The organism is Stenotrophomonas sp. YAU14A_MKIMI4_1, assembly GCF_003086855.1.
Taxonomy (GTDB): Bacteria; Pseudomonadota; Gammaproteobacteria; order Xanthomonadales; family Xanthomonadaceae; genus Stenotrophomonas.
Genome location: NZ_CP025998.1, coordinates 1343794 through 1363146, shown reverse-complemented (window position 1 = coordinate 1363146; position 19353 = coordinate 1343794). Strand labels below are relative to the sequence as shown.

The window sequence follows — 19353 nt, the reverse complement described above, 5'->3', positions numbered from 1 at the left end:
GCCCATGAACTATCGCCACGCCTTCCATGCCGGCAACCATGCCGATGTCCTCAAGCACATCGTGCAGCTGGCCCTGATCGACAGCTTCAAGCGCAAGGACAGCCCGTTCTTCGTGCTGGACACCCACGGCGGCGCCGGCCGCTACCTGCTGGCCAGCGAAGAAAGCCGCAAGACCCTGGAAGCCGAATCCGGGGTCATGCGCCTGATGGCCCAGCCCAAGCTGCCCGAGGTGGTCGAGCGCTACCTGAAGGCGGTGCAGGCCGACAACCCGGTGGGGGCGATGATCACCTACCCCGGCTCGCCGCTGCTGACCGCCCAGGCCATGCGCGCGCAGGACCGCATGGCGGTGTGCGAACTGCAGGAGGACGAGGCCGCTTCGCTGAAGGCCCTGTTCGCCCATGACAGCCGGGTGGGCGTGCACCCCGGCGATGGCTACGGCCAGCTGCGTGCCCTGCTGCCGCCCAAGGTCAATGGCAGCAAGATCGGCCGTGGCCTGGTGCTGATCGACCCGCCTTACGAGGCGCAGGATGCCGAGTACCAGGCGATCCTGGCCGCGCTGGCCGAAACGCTGGCGCGATGGCCGCAGGCCACCTGCGCGGTCTGGTTCCCGATCAAGCAGCGCCGCACCATCCTGCATTTCCTGCGCAAGGCCACCGCCCTGCCGGTGAAGTCGGCCCTGACCATCGAATTCCTGGTGCGCCCGGACGATTCCCCGCTGCGCCTCAACGGCAGCGGCATGCTGGTGCTCAACGCCCCCTGGCAGTTCGACCGGGTGGTCGGCCCTGCCCTGCCGGCGCTGCGCCAGCACCTGGGCGAACCGGGTGCCACGACCCGCCTGGACTGGCTGAAGACCGCCGAATAAGCGACGATCTGCCATCTTCACGAGGCTGTACGTGCGTGAGCCTTTTGTTCACGGAACACAGCCTCGGTGATGCCACAATCGATGGACCACCAAGGAACCACCCGGTATGGCCACTCGCAACCGCATGCCGCCCTGGCATGAGATCTTCAAGGCTCCCAGCGGCCACGAGCTGCTGATCCGCCCCATCCGCCCGGAAGACGGCGCGCCGCTGCAGGCCGCCTTCAGCCTGTTCGGGCCGGAAGAAATCCGCGACCGTTTCCTGCAGGCGGTCACCGAGCTTTCGCCGGAAACCACCCAGCGCCTGACCCACCCCAACCCCAAGACCGAGATCACCCTGGTCGCGGCCGAATCGCTGCCGGCCGGCGAAGCCGTGGTGGGCGCGGTGGCGCGCGCCTCGATCATTCCCGGTACCCGTGAAGCCGAGTACGCGATCCTGATCAGCCGCTTCCTGATCGGCCAGGGCCTGGGCCGTCAGCTGATGCGCAAGCTGGTGAAGTGGGGCCGCGGCAAGTACCTGGACCGCCTGTACGGCGATGTGGCCGCCGAGAACGAGCCGATGAAGCAGCTGGCCGCCTCGCTGGGCTTCAAGCCGGTGCCGCACCCCAACGGCGCCGAAGGCCTGGTGCGCATGGTGCTGGAACTGGACAACTGAGGTGACGCCGGGCCATGCCCGGCGTGCCGCGTTGCGACAGACATTCCGGTAGCGCTGGGCCATGCCCGGCGTGCCGACCCCACCGCGACGTCCGCCGGGCATGGCCCGGCGCCACCGCGACGTTACGCACACGGTCACGACAAGAGCATCTGTTAAGATCGGCGGTCCATGTCGCGTACTCCATACCCCGCCCCGCCGCTGCCCCGTGCCGGCCAGCTTCGCGCCTGGTGGCGCGCCCCCGCCTCGCCCACTGCACTGGCCTGGTACCTGGTGCAGGCCGCACGCGCGCACACGGCGCCGCTGCTGGTCATCGCCCGTGACAACCACGGCGCCAGCCAGCTGGAAGCCGATCTGCACACCCTGCTGGGTGCCGATCCGTCGCTGCCGGTGGTCGCCTTCCCCGATTGGGAAACGCTGCCCTACGACCGCTTCAGCCCGCACCCGGACATCATTTCGCAGCGCCTGGCCGCCCTGCACCGCCTGCCTACGCTGAAGCGTGGTGTGGTGATCGTGCCGGTGCAGACGCTGCTGCAGCAGCTGGCACCGCAGAGCTATGTGATTGGCGGCAGCTTCGACCTGAAGGTCGGCCAGCGCCTGGACCTGGAGGCCGAGAAGCGCCGGCTGGAAAGCGCCGGCTACCGCAACGTGCCGCAGGTGATGGACCCGGGCGATTTCGCCGTGCGCGGTGGCCTGCTGGACGTGTTCCCGATGGGCGCCGACGAGCCGCTGCGGGTGGAACTGCTGGACGAGGACATCGATTCGATCCGCGCCTTCGACCCGGAAAGCCAGCGCTCGCTGGACAAGGTCGAGGCCGTGCACATGCTGCCCGGCCGCGAAGTGCCGATGGACGAGGCCAGCATTGCGCGCGTGCTGGCCACCCTGCGCGAACGCTTCGACGTGGATACCCGCCGCAGCGCGCTGTACCAGGATCTGAAATCCGGCCTGGCACCGGCCGGCATCGAGTACTACCTGCCGCTGTTCTTCGAACGCACCGCTACGCTGTTCGACTACCTGCCCGCAGGCAGCCTGCCGGTGCTGTGTGCCGGCGCCGGCGAGGCCGCCGAAACGTTCTGGAACCAGACCGCCGAGCGCTACGAGCAGCGCCGCCACGATGTGGAACGGCCGCTGCTGCCGCCGTCGGCGCTGTACCTGTCGCCGGATCTGCTGCGCGAACGTCTGAACGATACCGCGCGCATCGAAGTGTGGGCCGCCGGCCATGCGCGCATCGCCGATGCGCATGCGCTGGGTGACCAGCCGCTGCCGCCGCTGCCGGTGGCCGCGCGCGAGGCACCGGCCGGCGATGCATTGAAATCCTTCCTGGCCCATTACCCCGGCCGGGTGCTGATCGCGGCCGATTCCCCGGGCCGCCGCGAGGCCCTGCTGGAAGTGCTGCAGGCGGCCGAACTGAAGCCGCCGGTGGTGGCCGATCTGCCGGCCTTTCTGGACAGCGCCGAGCGCTTCGCCATTACCGTGGCGGCACTGGAAGACGGTTTCGCGCTGGACGAACCGCGCATCGCGGTGCTCACCGAGCGCCAGCTGTTCCCCGAGCGTGCGGGCAGCACCCGCCGCACGCGTCGCGCCGGCCGCGAGCCCGAAGCGATCATCCGCGACCTGGGCGAGCTGACCGAAGGCGCGCCCATCGTGCACGAAGACCATGGCGTGGGCCGCTACCGGGGCCTGATCGCGATGGACGTGGGCGGCATGCCCGGCGAATTCCTGGAAATCGAGTACGCCAAGGGCGATCGCCTGTACGTGCCGGTGGCCCAGCTGCACCTGATCAGCCGCTATTCCGGCGCATCGGCGGAAACCGCGCCGCTGCACTCGCTGGGTGGCGAGCAATGGAGCAAGGCCAAGCGCAAGGCCGCCGAAAAGGTGCGCGACGTGGCCGCCGAACTGCTGGAAATCCAGGCGCGCCGCCAGGCCCGCGCCGGTCTGGCGCTGCACGTGGACCGCGCCATGTACGAACCGTTCGCGGCCGGCTTCCCGTTCGAGGAAACCCCCGACCAGCTGGCCGCCATCGACGCCACCCTGCGCGACCTGGCCAGCAGCCAGCCGATGGACCGCGTGGTCTGCGGCGACGTGGGCTTCGGCAAGACCGAAGTGGCCGTGCGCGCCGCCTTTGCCGCCGCCAGTGCCGGCAAGCAGGTGGCGGTGCTGGTGCCGACCACGCTGCTGGCCGAACAGCACTTCCGCAATTTCCGCGACCGCTTCGCCGATTACCCGATGAAGGTCGAAGTGCTGTCGCGCTTCAAGACCAGCAAGGAAATCAAGGCCGAGCTGGAGAAGGTCGCCGCCGGCACCATCGATGTGATCGTCGGCACCCATCGCCTGCTGCAGCCGGACGTGAAGTTCAAGGACCTGGGCATGGTCATCGTCGACGAGGAGCAGCGTTTCGGCGTGCGCCAGAAGGAAGCACTGAAGGCGCTGCGCGCCAACGTGCACCTGCTGACCCTGACCGCAACCCCGATTCCGCGCACCTTGAACATGGCCATGGCCGGCCTGCGCGACCTGTCGATCATCGCCACCCCGCCGCCGAACCGGCTGGCGGTGCAGACCTTCATCACCCAGTGGGACAACGCGCTGCTGCGCGAGGCCTTCCAGCGCGAACTCTCGCGCGGCGGCCAGCTGTATTTCCTGCACAACGACGTGGAAAGCATCGGCCGCATGCAGCGCGAGCTGTCCGAGCTGGTGCCCGAAGCGCGCATCGGCATCGCCCACGGGCAGATGCCCGAACGCGAGCTGGAAAAGGTGATGCTGGACTTCCAGAAGCAGCGCTTCAACGTGCTGCTGTCGACCACGATCATCGAATCGGGCATCGACATTCCCAACGCCAACACCATCATCATCAACCGCGCCGACCGCTTCGGCCTGGCCCAGCTGCACCAGCTGCGCGGCCGCGTGGGCCGTTCGCACCACCGCGCCTATGCCTACCTGGTGGTGCCCGACCGCCGCTCGATCACCCCGGATGCGGAAAAGCGCCTGGAAGCGATCGCCTCGATGGACGAACTGGGCGCCGGATTCACCCTGGCCACGCACGATCTGGAGATCCGCGGCGCCGGCGAACTGCTGGGCGAAGACCAGAGCGGGCAGATGGCCGAGGTGGGCTTCAGCCTGTACACCGAACTGCTGGAACGCGCCGTGCGCAGCATCCGCCAGGGCAAGCTGCCCGACCTGGATGCCGGTGAAGAAGTGCGCGGTGCCGAAGTGGAACTGCATGTGCCGGCGCTGATTCCGGAAGACTACCTGCCGGACGTGCACACCCGCCTGACCCTGTACAAGCGCATTTCCAGCGCGCGCGACAGCGCAGAACTGCGCGAACTGCAGGTGGAGATGATCGATCGCTTCGGCCTGCTGCCCGATCCTGCCAAGAACCTGTTCGCCATTGCCGAGCTGAAGCTGCAGGCCAACACGCTGGGCATCCGCAAGCTGGATCTTGGCGAAAACGGCGGCCGCATCGTGTTCGAATCCAAGCCGAACATCGACCCGATGGCGGTGATCCAGCTGATCCAGAAGCAGCCCAACCTGTACGCAATGGAAGGGCCGGACAAGCTGCGCATCAAGCACCCGCTGCCGTTGCCGGAAGACCGTTTCAACGCCGCGCGCGCCCTGCTGCTGACCCTGGCCGTGCGCTGACTGCAATCCCCCGGTGCCTTTCCGCTGCGGGCGGTGGAAGGGCACGCTATTCGTTCCTGCGCCCGCGACAAGGAGTGTTGCTGTGAATCGATTCGCCCCCCTTCTGCTGGCCACCAGCCTGGGCCTGCTGGCCGCCTGCCACAGCGGCATGAGCAACCGCGATTACCTGTACGAGAACGTTGCCAGCTGGAACAGCATGGTGAACACGGTCCAGCTGTGGACCGAAGGCGCGCGTGGCGAAGCCTTCCATGCTGCGCTGCAGGACGGCAAGAGCCTGGAACAGTTCCGCTTCGGCCTGGGCAACGCCCACAAGGAAGCCACCGACCGGCTGACCCATATCGAGCTGCTGACCCACGGCAAGGATGCCGATGCCCTGCACCAGGACCTGCGCGATTCGGTGCAGAGCACCGCCGACATGTTCGCGGTGATGCAGAAGATCGCCGCCCTGCCCGATGGCTACACCGAAGAGCAGGTGACGCCGCTGCTGCAGGCACTGGATGAAGCCACCACGAAGATGGACACCGACATGCAGGCACTGAGCGATGCGCAGGACGCGTTCGCCAAGGCCAACCGCATCCAGCTGCAGACCACCGGCTGATCGCGAACGCGGCCAGCGCGCCACACGGTGCACAGGCCGCACGCGTTACCCTAGGTGCCACTCTTCCAGACCGGCCCGCTGCTGCGGGCCGGTCGCTTTCGCGCACTGCCTGCGCCTGCACACCGATGCCCCACTCCCAAGCCCCAGACCTGCTGCACGAACATGCCTGCCTGATCGATGCACTGTCGATGTCGCTGCAGATGCGCGATGCCTACACCCGCTACCACTGCGACCGCGTGGGCGTGCTGGCCCAGCGCCTGGCCGCGCACTGCGACCAGCAGGACGAAACCTGCGCGTTGATCGGCCTGGCCGCGCGTTTCCACGACATCGGCAAGATCGGCATTCCCGATGACGTGCTGCTCAGCCCGCGCCAGCACACCCTCGAAGAGCGCGACATCATGCGCGAACATCCGGTGCGCGGCGAACACATCTTTTTGGCCACCGGGCGCAGCGATGCCACCGCCGTGGCGCGGGTGATCCGCGCCCACCATGAAGCCTTCGATGGCAGCGGCTATCCCGATGGCCTGCACGGCGAATCGATTCCGCTGGGCGCACGCATCGTGGCCATCGCCGATGCCTACGACGCGATGACCAGCGCGCGCCCCTACCGCGGCGCGATGGAACACGACACCGTGCTGCGCATCCTGGAAGAACAGTCCGGCGGATTGATCGATCCGTATGTACTCAAGCGCTTCCACGGCATGCTGAAGCGCGAACCGGCGCTGGCCTGATCGCCCGCCGACGCGCGGTAGCGTCGACTGATCTTCCCACAGGCCGCGAAAAAACCCGCGCTGCGCGCGATAGTCGACTGGGTAGAGTCGACTGTCAGTCGACTGCTCTTCCCACAGGCCGCGAAAAAACCCGCGCTGCGCGCGATTGTCGACTGCTCTTCCCACAGGCCGCGGAAAACCCCGCGCTGCGCGCGATAGTCGACTGACAGTCGACTCTACCGGGTCTGCGCCCTGCCAAACGAAAGGCCCGGCTTTCGCCGGGCCTTTCTGCAACTACGCCACTGCGGAGGGAATTACCAGATCACCACGCGCTTGTCGTCGGCACGCACCATCGCATCGCCGGCCTTGCACTGGAATGCCGCGGCGAACGAAGGCATGTTCGACGGCGCGCCGTTGGCACGGAAGTTGGCCGGTGCGTGCGGATCGGTGTTCAGGCGCACGCGCAGCTCGCCGTCGGTGAAGTTGCGGCGCCACACCGTGGCCCAGTTCATGAAGAAGCGCTGGTCCTGGCTGTGGCCATCGACTTCGACGTTCGCCTTCGGGTCTTCCTTCAGCGCCATCTGCAGCGCGTCGTAAGCCACGGTCAGGCCGCCCAGGTCGCCGATGTTCTCGCCCAGGGTCAGCTTGCCCTTCACGAACACGCCCGGCACCGACTCGTAGCCGTCGAACTGCGCCACCAGCTGGTCGGTGCGTTCGGTGAAGGCCTTGCGGTCAGCGTCGGTCCACCAGTTGTCGAAGTTGCCGTTGGCGGCGAACTGGCTGCCCGAATCGTCGTAGCCGTGCATCATTTCGTGGCCGATGACCGCACCGATGCCGCCGTAGTTCAGCGCCGGATCGGCCTTGGCGTCGAAGAACGGCGCCTGCAGGATCGCCGCCGGGAACACGATCTCGTTCTTGGTGGCGTTGTAGTAGGCGTTCACCGTCTGCGGGGTCATGCCCCACTCGGTCTTGTCCACCGGCTTGCCGATCTTGTCCAGCATGTAGCGGTAGTTGAACGCGCGCGCCGCCTGCATGTTGCCCAGGTAGCTGTCGCCGTTGGTCTGCAGGCCCGCCCAGTCACGCCACTTGTCCGGGTAACCGATCTTCGGGGTGAAGCTGGCCCACTTTTCCAGCGCCTTCTTCTTGGTTTCCTCGCCCATCCACGGCAGCTGCTCCAGGCGCGCCTTCAGCGCCTGCGACAGGTTTTCCACCAGGTGCTGCATGGCCACCTTCGATTCGGCCGGGAACACCGCATCGACGTACAGCTGGCCCAGGGCTTCACCCATGCCACCGTTGACCGATTCCAGCACGCGCTTCCAGCGCGGCTGCATTTCCTTCTGGCCACGCAGGGTGGTGCCGTAGAAATCGAAGTTGGCCTTTTCGAAGGTGCTGCTCAGGTACGGCGAAGCATCGTCGATGGTGTGGAAGCGCAGGTAGGCCTGCCAGGTGCTTGCCGGCACGTCGGCCAGCATCTTGTCCATTTCACCGAAGAAGCCCGGCTGGGCCAGCGAGAACTTCTGCGCGGCCGGCACCTTCAGGGTGTCAAACAGCGCGGTCCAGCTGAAGTTCGGGGTCAGCTTGTCGGCGTCGGCGGCGCTGAGCGGGTTGTAGCGCTTGGCCGGGTCACGCATTTCGATGCGCGACATCGACGCCTTGGCCAGGCGGGTTTCGAAGGCCATCACGGCCTTGGCCTGCTCGGCAGCCTGCGCAGCGTCCACGCCGGACAGGGTCAGCACCTGGGCGATGTAGGCCACGTAGGCATCGCGGATCTTGGCCTGCGCCTCGTCGAAGTAATAGCCCTTTTCCGGCAGGCCCAGACCACCCTGGCCGACGTAGGCGATCACGTTGGCCGAATCCTTGTAATCGGCATTGGCGAACAGCGAGAACAGCACGCCCTTGCCCTCGGCCTGGCTGTCGCGCAGGTACTGGGTGATGGCCGTGGTGTCGTTCAGCGCGGCGATCTTGTCCAGCTGCGGCTGCAGCGGCGCCAGGCCGGCGGCTTCGATCTTGGCTTCATCGTTGCCGGTCTTCCAGATATCACCGATCTTGGCTTCCACCGAACCGGCCTTGGCCTGGCTGGCGGCGGCCTGCTGCACCAGCGCGTGCTGCACTTCCAGCGAACGCTCGCGCAGGATCTCGAAGCTGCCCCAGGTGGTCTGGTCGCCCGGCACCGGGTTGGCGGTCAGCCACTTGCTGTTGACGAAGCCGTTGAGGTCGGTACAGGCGGCGATGGACGGGTCCAGGTCGGCGCTGTTGAGCGAGATCAGCGGGGTCTTGATCTGCGACAGATCGAAGGCCGGCTTGGCATCGGCGGTGGCCGGCGGCGCGGTTTCATTCTTGCCACAGGCGGCCAGCGAAGCAGCGATGGCGATGGTCAGGCCCAGCGGGACCAGGTTGCGGACGTTCATGGAGTCTCTCTCCGACGGCGAATCCTCAAGCCTAGCGGGCATGGCGGTGCGGGGGACCGGCCAAAGGTCACAGGGCGAGGCCGGACCGTTACCATCGTTGGCCATGAAGATCCTCACGCTTGCCACAGGCGCGGACGCACCGCTCCGACTCCATGCCAGCAACCCGTATCTGGTGGGCGTTGAACACCTGCCAGGCGCCATTGCCGCGCAGATGACCGAAGCGCCACGCGCGCACCTGCTGGCATGGTCGGCGGTTGAGGTCGGGATCGCGGGGTTCAGCCAGCACGGTCGCCATCTACTGCTGCCGCTGCCGGTACTCGTTGCCGGCATTGGCAGCATGCGGCCGGCCAAGGGGGGTGGCTTCATCACCCTGTTCGTGCGCACCGACCACGCGCAGATGCTCGATGTGCTGGGTAGCGATACGTTCGATCAGGCGGCGCTGGATGGACTGCTTGGGCAGCGCGCGCCGTTGGGGGAGCTGCTGGGGTGTGCGCTGGATGTGGAAGACTGGGGGTATGACTGCTGAGGGCGCAGCCACCCAGGAGCAGTCGAGCAAGCTCGACTCTACGGTGCAATCTGTAGAGTCGAGCTTGCTCGACTGCTCTTTCCCAACCGCAAAAAGAAAGGCCGGCTTACGCCGGCCTTCTGTTTCTTATTTCGCCTTGCCCTGGTTGGCCACGGCTTCGGCGGCCTTGCGCGCCGCTTCCGGGTCGCCCAGGTAGCGGAACGACTGCACGGTCAGGTCGTCGTTCAGTTCGAACAGCAGCGGAATGCCGGTCGGGATGTTCAGCTCGAGGATTTCCTCGCGCGACACGTTGTTGAGGTACTTGTACAGCGCGCGCAGCGAGTTGCCGTGGGCGGTGACCAGCACGGTCTTGCCGTCCTTCAGCTGCGGCGCGATGGCGTCGTGCCAGTACGGCAGCACGCGGTCCAGGGTGGTGGCCAGCGATTCGGTGCCCGGCAGGGCGTTGCGGTCCAGGCCGGCGTAGCGACGGTCGTGGATCGGGTGGCCCGGGTCGTCCAGCTCCATCGGCGGCGGCGGGATGTCGTAGGAACGGCGCCACACCTTGACCTGGTCTTCGCCGTGCTTGGCGGCGGTCTCGGCCTTGTCCAGGCCCTGCAGGCCGCCGTAGTGGCGCTCGTTCAGGCGCCAGGACTTGTTCACCGGCAGCCAGTCCTGGCCCAGTTCGGCCAGCGCACCCTGCAGGGTGTGGATGGCGCGCTTCAGCACCGAGGTGTGGGCGACGTCGAACTGCAGGCCTTCCTCGCGCATCAGGCGGCCGGCGTTGGCGGCTTCGCTGCGGCCCTGGTCGGTCAGGTCGACATCGACCCAGCCGGTGAAGCGGTTGTCCAGGTTCCACTGGCTCTGGCCATGGCGCAACAGTACGAGTTTACGGGTCACTGCAGGGTCTCCAACGCGAGGAAAGGCAGGCGGGCATTGTAGCCCCGCCGGGCGCAACAGGGTCAGTTGGCCGGCTGGGTCGCGAGGAAGGCAACGCCGACCGGTAGGGTCGACTGTCAGTCGACTGCTCTTCCCTCGGCCATCGAAAACCCCGCGCTGCGCGCGATAGTCGACTGACAGTCGACTCTACCGCCGGTATCCCGGTCGCTACCGGTGTACGTGGCCATGATGGCCCTGCGCATCATGGTCGTGGTCATGATCATGGTCGTGCGGGTGTTTCGGCGGCTGCCCACAGGCCTCGCCACAATGGTCGGCCTCCACCTGCAGGGTTACGTGCTCGATGCCGAATTCATCATGCAGGCGGTCGCTCAGCGTGCGGCGCAGGGCGTCGGCGTCGCTGCCTTCGCGCATCACCACGTGTGCGGTGAGCGCCGGCGTGCTCGAGGCCAGCGCCCAGATGTGCAGGTCGTGCACATCCAGCACCGCCTCGTGGTCGCCCAACCGTTCGCGTACCCGCGCCACATCGGTGCCCTTGGGCACGCCTTCCAGCAGCACGTTGATCGCCTCGCGCATCAGCACCCAGGTGCGCGGCAGCACCCACAGGCCGATCAGCACGGCCAGGATCGGGTCGATCGGCTTCCAGCCGGTCCAGCGGATCAGCAGCGCGCCCACGATCACCGCCACCGAACCGAGCATGTCGGCCCACACTTCCAGGTAGGCGCCCTTCACGTTCAGGCTTTCGCCGCTGCCGGCCTGCAGCAGGCGCATGGAAATCAGGTTGATCACCAACCCGATCGAGGCGATCACCAGCATGCCGGTCGAGGCGATCTCCTGCGGCTGGCGGAAGCGCTCGATCGCTTCCCACAGAATGTAGGCGGCCACCACGAACAGCATGGCGCCGTTGATCATCGCGCCCAGCGCTTCCAGCCGCGCATAGCCATAGGTGCGCCGCGCATCCGGCGGCCGCCGGCTCAGCCGCACCGCCACCAGCGCGATCATCAGCGCCAGCGTATCGGTGGCCATGTGCGCCGCGTCGGACAGCAGAGCCAGGCTGTTGGTCCAGAACGCGCCCACCACTTCCACCAGCAGGAAGGTGGTGGTCAGCCCCAGCGCCCACCACAGCGGCTTTTCATGGCGGATTTCGGATGGCAGGTGATCGTGGTCGTGGCCCATGGCGAAGTTCCTGTGCAATGCGGTCAGGCTACGCCGCGCAGGCGCGGGAGACTATTACGCTGTTTATAACATTGCAGTGCAGGCCACCCCTCACGCGCGCCGCGCAGGCTGCACCGCACGTAAACTGGCTGCGCAACCGCGCTCAACCGCGCACGCCCGCAGCCGATACCGCTACGCCGCCTTACACCGCTCGAGAACACCGTGGACACACCCCATCTGGACGATGCCAGCCAACCGCTGGCCGAGGCCTGGCAGCACAGCCTGCAGCAGGCCGGCCCGGCTGCCACCGCACTGCTGCATCGCGTAGCCAGCGATGCCCCGCCGCTGCTGGCGCAGCGCTTCTATGAAGTCTTGCTGGACGATGCGCGCGCCCGTCGCTTCCTGTCCCACGAACAGGTGAAGCATCGCCTGCAGCCGGCCATGCAGCGCTGGCTGGTGCAGCTGCTCACCACGGACGCCGGCGCGGTCGCCAGCGCCGTTGCGGCGCAGCGGGTGATCGGCGATGTGCACGCGCGCGTGGGTATTCCGGTGGATCTGGTCACCCGCGGCGCACGGGTACTGAAACACGATCTGTTCGCACGGCTGCAGGCGCAGACCAGCGACAGCACCACCGCATTCGCTGCCATCACCTGCCTGAGCACGGTAATGGACATTGCCATGGAAGGCATGACCTTGGCCTACACCCATGCCCGCGAGCGTTCATCGCGTACCGATGCGGCCTATCGCCTGTTCTCGCTGGTGCAGAACGTGAGTACCGAACGCGAGCGCCAGCGCGCCCTGCTGCTGGATTGGGAAAACGCTCTGCTGTACACGCTGGCCGGCCACGCCAGCAGCAGCGACAGCGCCAGCCTGGCCACCTCCGAATTCGGCCTGTGGTTCACCCACAAGGGCATTCCCAGCTTTGGTGAAAGCAGCGAAACCCAGCAGGTGGGGCAGCTGATCGCCCGCATCGACAGCGGGCTGCAGCACGCCATCGCAGACAACCCTGCACAGCGCCTGGCGCAGCTGCCGGCCATCCGCGAGGACCTGGCCAGCATCCGCACGCTGATGACCCTGTTGTTCGAGCGCATCGGTGAACTGGACGCCGGCAGTGACACGCTGACCAACCTGCTCAACCGCCGCTTCCTGCCCACCGTGCTGCGCCGCGAGATCGAACTGGCCACCCGCCACCAGACCCCGTTCTCGCTGCTGCTGCTGGACCTGGACCACTTCAAGGCCATCAACGATGGCCACGGCCACGATGCCGGTGACCGCGCCCTGCAGCACGTGGCCACGCTGCTCAGCCAATCCACCCGTGGCAGCGACTACCTGTTCCGCTACGGCGGCGAGGAGTTCGTGGTGGTGCTGGTGGCCGCCAGCCAATCGCAGGCGGCGGTCATTGCCGAAGGCCTGCGCCGGCAGATTGCGCAATCGCCGGTCGCGCTGGCCGATGGCACGGTGCTGTCGTTGAGCGCCAGCATCGGCGTGGCCGGCCACGATGGGCACCCCGACTACGAACGCCTGATGGCACGTGCGGACGCGGCGATGTATGCGGCCAAACGGGGCGGCCGCAACCGCGTGGTGGTGGCCGATGCTGCATTGCCCGAACCGCCGGGACGGCGCGCACAGCCGCGCTGAAGCAGGCGCGGCGCCGAACGCACGTCACTGCGCCGCGCTTCGACCCTCGGCGCGGCGCCAGAACGCCCACCAGCCCAGCGCCAGCAGGGCAATGGCCGCGCCCGCCGCACACACGGCGGTCCAGCCCCAGCGCATCTGCAACCAGGGGCCCAGGGCCCCGCCCACGCCGCTGCCCAGCGCATAGAACAGCATGTACAGCGCCACCAGGCGCCCATGCTGCTGTGGCGGCGCGCGCAGCAGCAGGGCCTGGTTGGATACGTGCAGCGCCTGCCCGCCAAGATCCAGCACCACCACGCCCAGCAGCAGCAGCGCGATCGACTGCGGCAGGCCCAGCAGCGGCCACCAGGCCAGCAGCATCAGCAGCAACGCTGCCAGGCTCACGCGATGGGCGAACCCGCGGTCCATCCACTGCCCCACGCGCGCGGCCAGCGCGGCGCCGAACGCACCGGCCAGGCCCAGCGCACCGATGGCCGCCGTGGACCAGCCCAGCGCGGGCGCCGACAACAGCAGCGGCACCGCGGCCCAGAACACGTTCAGCCCCGCGAACAGCAGGAGCGCCAGCGGACCGCATTCGCGCAGCGCCGGGTTGCCACGCAGCATGGCGAGCATGCCGGCATACAACGCACGCACAGACGGCAGCACCGCCGGTGCGGGCATGGCCGGCAGCCGTCGCCACAGCAGCAGCCCCACCGTCGCCACCATCACGGCAGACAGCAGGTACACCGCGCGCCAGCCGGCCAGCGCGGCCACGCTGCCCGACACCACGCGCGCCAGCAACAGGCCGATGAACACCCCGCCCTGCACCACGCCCACCGCGCGCCCCCGTTCGTGCTCGGCGGCCAGGCCGGCGGTGCAGGCAATCAGCCCTTGGGTGAGCGCCGTACCCAGCAGCCCCACCAGCACCATGCCCAGCAGCAGGCCAGCAGGGCTGTTCGCCGCTGCCAGACCCAGCAGGGCCAGCACCAGCGCGCCCATCTGCAGTCGCAGCAATCGCCGGCGATCCAGCCGATCGGCCAGCGGCAGCAGCACCAGCAAGGCCAGCACGCTGCCGGCCTGGGTGGCCGCCACCACCCACCCAGCCAGCGCAGGCGCCAGCGCAAACGCGTGGGCCAGCTCGGCCAGCAGGGGCTGCGCGTAATAGACATTGGCCACGCTGGCGCCAGCGGCGATGGCCAACAAACCCCGCAGCGAAGAAGAAAGGGACGAAGGCATGATTGTGGTTTCATTTTGCAACCAGATGCACGGTAGCGATTCCGGTTTTAAACTGCAACCAGATTCCGGAGTCGCCCATGCACGCTGACAGCCCCTGCCCCGTTGCCCGCACCGTCGATCTGCTCGGCGACCGCTGGGCCCTGCTGATCCTGCGCGATGCCTTCGACGGCGTGGCCCGCTTCAGCGACTTCCAGCGCAGCCTGGGTGCGGCCCGCAACATCCTCAGCGACCGCCTGCGGCGCCTGCTCGACGCCGGCCTGCTGCAGCAGCAGCCTGCCGCCGATGGCAGCGCGTATCACGACTATGTGCTGACGGCCGCCGGCCAGGACCTGTTTCCGGTGCTGGTGGCGCTGCGCCAGTGGGGCGAACGCCACTGCTTCGCGGCCGGCGAAGCACATTCGCTGCTGACCGAGCGCAGCAGCGGCCACGCCCTGCCCTACATGCAGCCGCAGGATCACAACGGCCAGCCGCTGCCCGCGCACGCCACCGTGGTGCGCAAGCTGTAGGCGGTGGCATCCCCCGAATGGGGGACTCGACAGGGTCACCGGCGTCAAATAGCATTCAATTGCAATTGCACTCGGTTCTCATTGACATCGGCAATGGCCGCTCCTACCTCTCCTTCTGCTGCCGGCGCTGCGCCGGCCAAGCGCGTGGCGCGCGGTAACGGTCATGGCCTGCTGTGGGCACGCGGGCTGCTGGCGCTGCTGGGCGGTTACGCCGTGGCCGCCTGCTGGGCCGCCGCACTGGCGCGTCTGCTGCCCGGCGCGAAGGCCGATGCCACCCTGGTGGCCACCATGGCCGCGTTCGTGGTCTACGCACTGGCCGCCATCTGGGCCTACGCCGCGCGCAGTACCCTGCGTGCCGCCATGGGTCTGCTGGGCGCGGGCGTTCTGGCTGCGCTGATCGCCTGGCTGTTGCGCGGGAACATCGCATGAGCAGCGCCGACAACCTGGGCGGCATCCGCCAATCGCAATCGGTGCTGCACACCTGGTCGGGCCTGGTGGTCGGCTGGGTGCTGTTCCTGATCTTCATTGCCGGCACCGCCTCGTACTGGAAGGAAGAACTGACCCGCTGGATGCAGCCGGAAATCGGCCTGCCCGCCGATGCCAGCACCGCCGTGAACCAGGCCCAGCAGTTCCTGGCGCGCACCGCACCGGACGCGCAGCGCTGGAGCATCGAACTGCCCGATTCACGCAGCAGCGCCACCGCGGTCAGTTGGCAGCCCAAGGGCGAGAAGGAACGCCGGCGCGGCCAGCGCAATCCCAACCAGGCCACCCTGGATGCCAACGGCACGCCCGTGCATGTGCGCGAAACACGCGGCGGCAACTTCTTCTACCGCCTGCATTTCGATCTGCACTACGTGCCGGTGCTGTGGGCGCGGTGGTTCATCAGTGCCTGTTCCATGCTGATGCTGGTGGCGATCATCAGCGGTGTCATCACCCACAAGAAGATCTTCACCGACTTCTTCACCTTCCGCCGTGGAAAGGGCCAACGCACCTGGCTGGACGGCCACAACGCGCTGGCGGTGCTGTCGCTGCCGTTCCATCTGATGATCACCTACACCGGTCTGATCACCCTGATGACCCTGTACATGCCGTGGGCGGTGGATGCGAACTACCCCGGTGGCCGCGATGCATTCTTCGCCGAACTGTTCCCGCGCGCGGAAAAGGTCGAGCCCAGTGGCGTGGCCGCGGCGCCGCCCGCGCTGGCCCAGGTGCTGCGCCGTGCGGAACTGCAGTGGGGCGGTGGCCATGCCGCGTCGCTGCAGATCGACCAGCCCGGTGATGCGTCCATGCGCATTGCCGTGCGCCGCCAGCAGGCCGACCAGATTGCCGGGGCCAACGACACGCTCACCTTCGACGCGCGCGGCGAACTGCTCGATGCTGCCCCGCCGCGCTCGGCCGCTGTGGTCACCCGCGACGGCATGATCGGGCTGCACGCCGCACGTTTCGCGCCCACCACGATGCGCTGGCTGTTCTTCCTGTCCGGCGTGGCCGGCACGCTGATGGTCGCCACCGGGCTGGTGCTGTGGACGGTGAAGCGGCGCACCCAGTTGCCCGATCCTGCGCGTCCGCATCTGGGTTTCCGTATTGTTGAACGGCTGAACATCGGATTCGTCAGTGGCCTGCCGGTGGCCATGCTGGCCTTCCTGTGGGGCAACCGCCTGCTGCCGGTGGAACTGGCCAACCGCAGCGATGCCGAAGTGAAGATGTTCTTCTACGCATGGGCGGCCTGCCTGCTGCACGCGCTGCTGCGCCCGGCCCGCCGCGGCTGGGTGGAACAACTTGCCGTGGCCGGCGTCCTGGCGCTGGGCCTGCCGCTGTACAACCTGGTGGTCTGGCACGGTGGCGCGATCACTGCGCTGGCCAACGGTGATGGCGCCCGGGCCGGCATCGACATCGGCCTGCTGCTGATCGGCGCCAGCCTGTTGTGGGCCGCACGCAAGGTACATCGTTTCGTGCCGGCACAACGCAAGCCACGCGCCGCACGCGCGGCCCAGGCGGCCGAGGCCAGCGCATGAGCGCGCTCGCCCTGCTGCTGGCGGCCTTCGGCTTCGTCTGCCTGGCGCTGGCGATGGAACGCCACCATCGCGACGTCACCGGCCATGCACCGGCCGCGCCGCGCCGCCGCGTGCTGCGCCTGCTGGGCGCGGCCGCGCTGGCGGGCAGCCTGGCACCCAGCATCGCGGCCTGGGGCGTTGCCCAAGGGTTCGTGGGCTGGTGTGGCGTACTCGCTGCCGGCGCCGGCGCCATGGTGCTCTGGCTCAGTTTCCGCAGCCCGGCCAAGCCGGCGCCACGCCCGTCTTCCCGTTCCTGAACTAAAAAGGTCATTCCATGAAGTACACGCACTCTGGCGCCCTGCGCCGGAACGCCCTCGCCTTGTCACTCGCCTGTGCCGCCGCGCCGGCGTTCGCCCAGGACACCGCGCCGACCACCACCGAACTGGACCGGGTGATGGTGACCCAGCGCACCGAGGGCTACCAGGTCTATGGCACCAACACTGCCACCAAGCTGCCGCTGACCCTGCGCGAGACGCCGCAGTCGTTGACCGTGTTCACCCGCCAGCGCATCGAGGATTTCAACCTCATCACGATTTCCGAAGTGCTGCAGCAGGCGCCGGGCGTGACCATCCAGTCGTATGACAGCAACCGCACGCTGTTCAACGCGCGTGGCTTTGCCATCAACAACTTCATGTTCGATGGCATTCCCACCAACTACACCACCGGCGCCGGCGGCAACTCGATCCTCAGCGACACCTCCATCTACGAGCGCATTGAAGTGGTGCGCGGCGCCAGCGGCCTGGTCACCGGCTCGGGCAACCCGTCGGCCACGGTGAACATGGTGCGCAAGCGCCCGACCGAAACCTTCCAGGCCAGCACCAGCCTCAGCGCCGGATCGTGGGATTACAAGCGCGCCGAAGTGGATGTGTCCGGCCCGCTAAGCAAGAGTGGCCGCGTGCGCGGGCGCTTCGTCGGTGCCTACACCGACAAGGAAAGCTGGGTGCGTTTCCAGCATGACAAATCCCCCAGCCTGTACGGGGTGATCGAAGCGGACCTGACCGACAGCACCCGCCTGCGCGCGGGCATCGATTACCTGAAGACCGGTTCCGACGGTGGCGCCTGGAGCGCCTCGCCGCTGTACTTCCGCGACGGCAGCCGCGCGCACATGCCGCGATCCTACAGCGCCGCCGCGCGCTGGAACGAATGGAACCGCGAAAGCACCAACTACTTCGCCACCCTGGAACAGCAGTTCGGCGCCGGCTGGAGTGGCCGCCTGGCCTACAACCACCGCGCCACCGATACCGACTCGCTGCTGCTGGCCGGTTCCAACACCGGCAACTGGGCCGACCCGGTCACCGGCTTGGGCCTGCGCATTGCCGATACCTATTCGGTGTCGGAAACCCGCGAAGATGCCTTCGACCTGTACGCGTCCGGTCCGTTCCAGCTGTTCGGCCGCTCGCACGAACTGGTGGTGGGCATCAACCACTACGACCGTGACCTGGACACCATCCGCGCCGGCATCACTTCGCGCCCGTACAACGTAGCCGCCTTCCCCAGCATCTTCAGCTGGGACGGCAACATCGGCAAGCCGACCACCTACAACAACGGCATTCCGTCCAGCACGGTGAACACCACCGAGACCGGCTACTACGCCGCCGTGCGCCTGAACCCGATCGACCCGCTGAAGATCATCGCCGGCGCGCGCTATTCCGATTACCGCACCACCACCGACAACTACAACACCGACGGTGTGTTCACCAGCCGCAGCGCGCGCACCACCGCCCATGAGCTGACCCCGTACGTGGGCGTGCTGTACGACCTGAGCAGCAGCATCACCGCCTTTGCCAGCTATTCGGACGTGTTCCAGGCCACCGCCCGGCGCGACATCAACAACCAGCTGCTGGACCCCACCACCGGTGGCAACTACGAGTACGGCCTGAAGGCCGACTTCTTCGGCGGCCGCCTGTACGCGGCGTTGAACGGCTTCTACATGAAGCAGGACAACGTAGCCGAGCTGGACCCGAACGGCGGCGAGATCAAGCTGCCCGATGGCAGCTCGCCGTACATCGCCAGCCGCGGCATCACCACCCAGGGCGGTGAGTTCGAAGTCTCCGGTTCGATCAACGACCACTGGAGCATGACCGGCGGCTACACCTACAGCTACAGCAGCAACCCCGATGGCAGCCGCTTCGCCAGCACCAGCCCGATGCACCTGGCCCGCTTCAACACCACCTGGACCCATGGCCAGTGGACGCTGGGCGGCGGTGTCAGCGTGCAGAGCGAGATCTACCAGATGCAGCCCATCCCCACCGGGCGCTTCAATGCCAACGGCACCCCGGTTACCGCCACCGGCAAGATGAGCCAGGGCGGCTACGTGCTGTTCGACCTGATGGGCCGCTACCGCATCAACGACAACCTGAGCGTGGGCGTGACCGTCACCAACCTGTTCGACAAGGTCTACTACCGCAACGTCGGCTTCTTCAACTCCGGCTATTGGGGTGAACCGCGCCGCGTGCTGTTCAACCTGCGCGCGAAGTTCTGAGCAACGGCGTAGCATCAGGGGCGGGCCTTCGGGTCCGCCTTTTT

At 67.5% G+C, this 19353-nt stretch carries 16 protein-coding genes; 12 read left to right on the top strand and 4 right to left on the bottom strand.

Annotated features, from left to right (window positions below):
* Nucleotides 1-4 precede the first annotated feature (4 nt).
* The 5 genes from rlmJ (at nt 5) to C1931_RS06235 (ending at nt 6476) form a co-directional block, all read left to right on the top strand.
* Entirely contained in the window at nt 5-862 is an 858-nt protein-coding gene (gene rlmJ / locus C1931_RS06255; RefSeq protein WP_108749009.1) for a 23S rRNA (adenine(2030)-N(6))-methyltransferase RlmJ, read from the top strand.
* Between the two features lie 106 nt (nt 863-968).
* A complete protein-coding gene (locus C1931_RS06250; protein WP_019659177.1) occupies nt 969-1514 on the top strand; it encodes a GNAT family N-acetyltransferase in 546 nt (181 codons plus the stop codon).
* A 168-nt stretch (nt 1515-1682) separates the two neighbouring features.
* A complete protein-coding gene (gene mfd / locus C1931_RS06245) occupies nt 1683-5147 on the top strand; it encodes a transcription-repair coupling factor (protein ID WP_108755740.1) in 3465 nt (1154 codons plus the stop codon).
* A gap of 82 nt (nt 5148-5229) precedes the next feature.
* Complete coding sequence (locus C1931_RS06240; RefSeq protein WP_108755739.1) at nt 5230-5745, top strand: hypothetical protein; 516 nt, start codon at nt 5230-5232, stop codon at nt 5743-5745.
* Between the two features lie 125 nt (nt 5746-5870).
* Complete coding sequence (locus tag C1931_RS06235; RefSeq protein WP_108755738.1) at nt 5871-6476, top strand: HD domain-containing phosphohydrolase; 606 nt, start codon at nt 5871-5873, stop codon at nt 6474-6476.
* Between the two features lie 293 nt (nt 6477-6769).
* On the opposite strand, the gene C1931_RS06230 is transcribed toward C1931_RS06235, so the two are convergent.
* Nucleotides 6770-8863: a M13 family metallopeptidase gene (locus tag C1931_RS06230; RefSeq protein ID WP_108755737.1), complete on the bottom strand. Its 2094-nt coding sequence runs from the start codon at nt 8861-8863 to the stop codon at nt 6770-6772.
* A gap of 103 nt (nt 8864-8966) precedes the next feature.
* Between C1931_RS06230 and C1931_RS06225 the strand changes: the two genes are divergently transcribed.
* On the top strand, nt 8967-9389 hold the full coding sequence (locus C1931_RS06225) for a hypothetical protein (protein WP_159095450.1): 423 nt from the start codon (nt 8967-8969) through the stop codon (nt 9387-9389).
* Nucleotides 9390-9515: 126 nt separating this feature from the next.
* On the opposite strand, the gene gpmA is transcribed toward C1931_RS06225, so the two are convergent.
* Together gpmA and C1931_RS06215 are read right to left on the bottom strand one after the other, a co-directional pair.
* Nucleotides 9516-10265 carry a 2,3-diphosphoglycerate-dependent phosphoglycerate mutase gene (gene gpmA, locus C1931_RS06220; RefSeq protein WP_108755735.1) on the bottom strand — a complete coding sequence of 250 codons (750 nt, stop codon included), beginning with the start codon at nt 10263-10265 and terminating at the stop codon, nt 9516-9518.
* A 207-nt stretch (nt 10266-10472) separates the two neighbouring features.
* Complete coding sequence (locus C1931_RS06215) at nt 10473-11438, bottom strand: cation diffusion facilitator family transporter (RefSeq protein WP_108755734.1); 966 nt, start codon at nt 11436-11438, stop codon at nt 10473-10475.
* A 201-nt stretch (nt 11439-11639) separates the two neighbouring features.
* On the opposite strand from C1931_RS06215, the gene C1931_RS06210 reads away from it, so the two are divergent.
* Nucleotides 11640-13055 carry a diguanylate cyclase gene (locus C1931_RS06210; protein ID WP_108755733.1) on the top strand — a complete coding sequence of 472 codons (1416 nt, stop codon included), beginning with the start codon at nt 11640-11642 and terminating at the stop codon, nt 13053-13055.
* Between the two features lie 24 nt (nt 13056-13079).
* Here C1931_RS06210 and C1931_RS06205 read toward each other — a convergent pair whose 3' ends face one another.
* Nucleotides 13080-14267 carry an MFS transporter gene (locus C1931_RS06205; protein WP_108755732.1) on the bottom strand — a complete coding sequence of 396 codons (1188 nt, stop codon included), beginning with the start codon at nt 14265-14267 and terminating at the stop codon, nt 13080-13082.
* Nucleotides 14268-14344: 77 nt separating this feature from the next.
* On the opposite strand from C1931_RS06205, the gene C1931_RS06200 reads away from it, so the two are divergent.
* From C1931_RS06200 to C1931_RS06180, 5 genes are all read left to right on the top strand, one after another.
* Complete coding sequence (locus C1931_RS06200) at nt 14345-14773, top strand: helix-turn-helix domain-containing protein (protein WP_108755731.1); 429 nt, start codon at nt 14345-14347, stop codon at nt 14771-14773.
* Nucleotides 14774-14866: 93 nt separating this feature from the next.
* Complete coding sequence (locus C1931_RS06195; protein ID WP_199913913.1) at nt 14867-15202, top strand: DUF3649 domain-containing protein; 336 nt, start codon at nt 14867-14869, stop codon at nt 15200-15202.
* The gene (locus C1931_RS06190) at nt 15199-16788 is read left to right on the top strand and encodes a PepSY-associated TM helix domain-containing protein (protein WP_108755730.1); all 1590 of its coding nucleotides are present in this window, start codon (nt 15199-15201) and stop codon (nt 16786-16788) included. The genes C1931_RS06195 and C1931_RS06190 overlap by 4 nt, the downstream gene beginning before the upstream one ends.
* Nucleotides 16785-17084 (top strand): DUF3325 domain-containing protein, encoded by a 300-nt coding sequence (locus C1931_RS06185; protein ID WP_108755729.1) that lies wholly within the window; start codon nt 16785-16787, stop codon nt 17082-17084. Before C1931_RS06190 ends, C1931_RS06185 begins: the two co-directional genes overlap by 4 nt.
* A 17-nt stretch (nt 17085-17101) precedes the next feature.
* The gene (locus tag C1931_RS06180; protein WP_108755728.1) at nt 17102-19309 is read left to right on the top strand and encodes a TonB-dependent siderophore receptor; all 2208 of its coding nucleotides are present in this window, start codon (nt 17102-17104) and stop codon (nt 19307-19309) included.
* Nucleotides 19310-19353 lie beyond the last annotated feature (44 nt).